The organism is Candidatus Hydrogenedentota bacterium, from assembly GCA_012523015.1.
Lineage (GTDB): Bacteria > Hydrogenedentota > Hydrogenedentia > Hydrogenedentales > CAITNO01 > JAAYBJ01.
The window spans coordinates 1-2778 of record JAAYJI010000012.1 but is presented as its reverse complement, the minus strand read 5'-3'; the positions used below and the strand labels follow the sequence as shown (position 1 = coordinate 2778).

The 2778-nt window shown below is 47.5% G+C and carries 1 protein-coding gene; it reads right to left on the bottom strand.

The window, feature by feature from the left end:
- Window positions 1-2412 (bottom strand): hypothetical protein (locus tag GX117_00670; GenBank protein ID NLO31859.1); only part of this gene is annotated, 2412 nt, incomplete at its 3' end.
- Window positions 2413-2778: the final 366 nt, after the last annotated feature.

Sequence of the window (2778 nt, the reverse complement as noted above, 5' to 3'; positions counted from 1 at the left end):
GTCGCGGTACTGTTCCTGTATACCCTGTCCCGAGCGATACCCTTCAAAGCCGCCATAAACTTGTACATTGTCTTTGAGAATCAGAGAGCCGACTACACCGCCCCAATTTTGAGTCCGATTCTCATTGTACACGGTGGCAGCACCATTAAGGGGACCGCCGGCGACCCAGACCTCGCCGCCGCCCGGCGTATTTGCCGCAGCGTCAATAGCAGGTTGTATCGTTTTAAAAGCAGTCCGCCAAGTCAAACCATCTTGAACCGCACCGGGTTGATTATTCTTATCCACACGGAAAACGGTACCGGAACTAATGGTAATGACCGCGTCGTTTGAAAACACGGTATATTGACCATAGACGTTGTAGACGTTACGAATTTGACAGCGATAGATGCCGGCATCACCAATTGTTGCATTGGTAATATCCCAAGTAGCTTCAAAAGTTTTGCCGCCGGCGCTCACCCATCCCGATATATCCTCAAATCCAAGTCCCGTGTTACGCAGCCAACGATAAGACAATTCGCCATTTGACACAGATGCGCCGATTTTAAATTCGTGATTTCCTCCTATAGAAAGCTCACCGCCCTGGGGCTGGGGATCAGTGATAATCGCCGGAGCAACATTAACAACGGCTTCGTCAGAAAGTCTAGAATAAAGCGGAGAAGGTGCTATTTGGTTCGAGATCTGAACCCGATACCGTCCCGCTTGCGCAGGTGTAACACTGGGGAAACTTAATACGCCGCTCGTTTCCACTGGCATATTATTCCAACTGCCTGTGCTCATATTAAATTTCTGCCATTGATAGGTCAATCCGCTGCCTGCTGCTACACCCGCTTTAACACTCAAATTAACGCCGTCGCCCGGGAAAAAGTTGCCGCCTTGCGGCTGATCGTCAATGGCGATATCAGGCGGTGTTCCTCCCTTAATTTGAATTAAATCACTCGCTAGCGTGTGAGGGGCGCCGCAGTAAGTCGCACTCAATACAGCCTGATAATACTTGTACATATTGGTTCCGCCGACGCTGTAAACGTCCATAGTCGGGAAGAACCCTTGTGTGGTAGCGCCGGAAACAGGTGTTAATTCATCGGGAGAATATCCCGAGTACCATTGATAACCGATCGTTGCGGAACTCGCGCCTTCCACCTGAAGCCAGTGTTGGTCTCCATACTTCACCGGAAGAACGGCTTGGGTGGGTTGGACGAGAATGTCAAGATAGCCGCCGATACCTTCTGCCAGCTTCCATTCCTGCAGCGAAAGCCCGCTGTTAAACCAACTGTCAATGTTTCGCGTACCGTCTGCATTCAAATCTCCCTGACCGGGCTGTACGCCAAGATAATCAGGCAGGCAGGTAAAATTGGCGCAATTAAATTTATCTGCAAAATTGCGAAGGGTAAGACAAATATTACTGTCCGCAATGTCCACGTTTATCGTAACCGATCCGATCACAGGAATACCGCTCACATTCTGGGAAATATAAATGTTGTCTAAATTACCCCAAGGAAGACAGTTGAAAGCTTTGTTGCCCTTTTCCGTATCCAAGGAAATATCGTGAATCGCATCCCCCATGGCTTGCAAGAATAAAGGACCCAATTCACCATAATCTGACCGATCGGATTTGCCGATACTATTCAAAATACCGGGAAGCAGTTCACGCACAAAAGTAAGCCCCAGCCGGCCCATAAAGGCGTGCCAGTAATCCACGATCATGGGATCACCAATGGTCATATAGGCCGCGGTCATATTCGCTAACAGATCACGAAGCAAGGGATGCGCGTCGCTTAATAAGGGACCTTTATTCGCTGTGCCAAAAAGGGAAGGAATTCCTTCATTGATCGTATACACTTTCGGGCAGAAAGGGCCCCCTTCAATACCCATACTGATTGATCCGCCCGTAGTGATATTACGAGTGAACTTATTATTACAGCCTAAAACTTTAGCACTGATATTGACACCGTAGAGCGTAATCTCTGTTGTAAGCACCTTGTTTTTATTCGCGTTAAAGGCATTGCGGATCGCTTGAACACGGGCAGGCGCGACGCCTTCCACACACGCACCCGGCTTCAGTATTTCCTCAAGAAACGCCCATTGATAATTAGCAGGAATAAAGGTGCGCGCCGGCGCCCAGCGTACCGCCGCGTGATCGGCTGTATATTCACCTACAGGAACCCAACCCGGTCCCTGTTGTCCCATCACACTCGTCCAGACTGCTGTCTGTCCATTACAATTAGTTGACCATAGGTTGCAGCCAACGTATTTGGTCATCATACCATCCATGATGGACTGCGCCTGTGAGGCAAGAGCTGCAAAATTAGCCCAATTATCGCTTACCATGTAATCATGAGCGTGTGCGGGAAGTACACTTCCGCCTGCCAAAGCGAGAAGCATAACAAGACACTTCCAAGTAAACCTGCGTTTCATAACGAACCCCTTTACTTTTTATAGATCTTTTAGGACAATACACAATCAATAGGGGGAATCAATCCCATATTAAATTTCGTGCTTCTGTAGTAAATATTCTTTTTTTAAATGTTATTAAACTAAATTCGGCTTCTCCAACCGAACAAGACTTCAGCACGGTGAAGAGGATGTCGGCGCCGGCACCCATCATAGTCATACACTACGCCATCTTTAGTATATCATATTTTTAGTGAAAGTCATTAAAAAAAGTATAATTTTGATACATGGCGGATTCAAGGTTGAAATGCAACCGGTGCAAAAAAAGAGGACATCACAGAGATCTTCGGTACAATAGTTCTGTTCAAAAACCCGAAGGAGTCCATAATG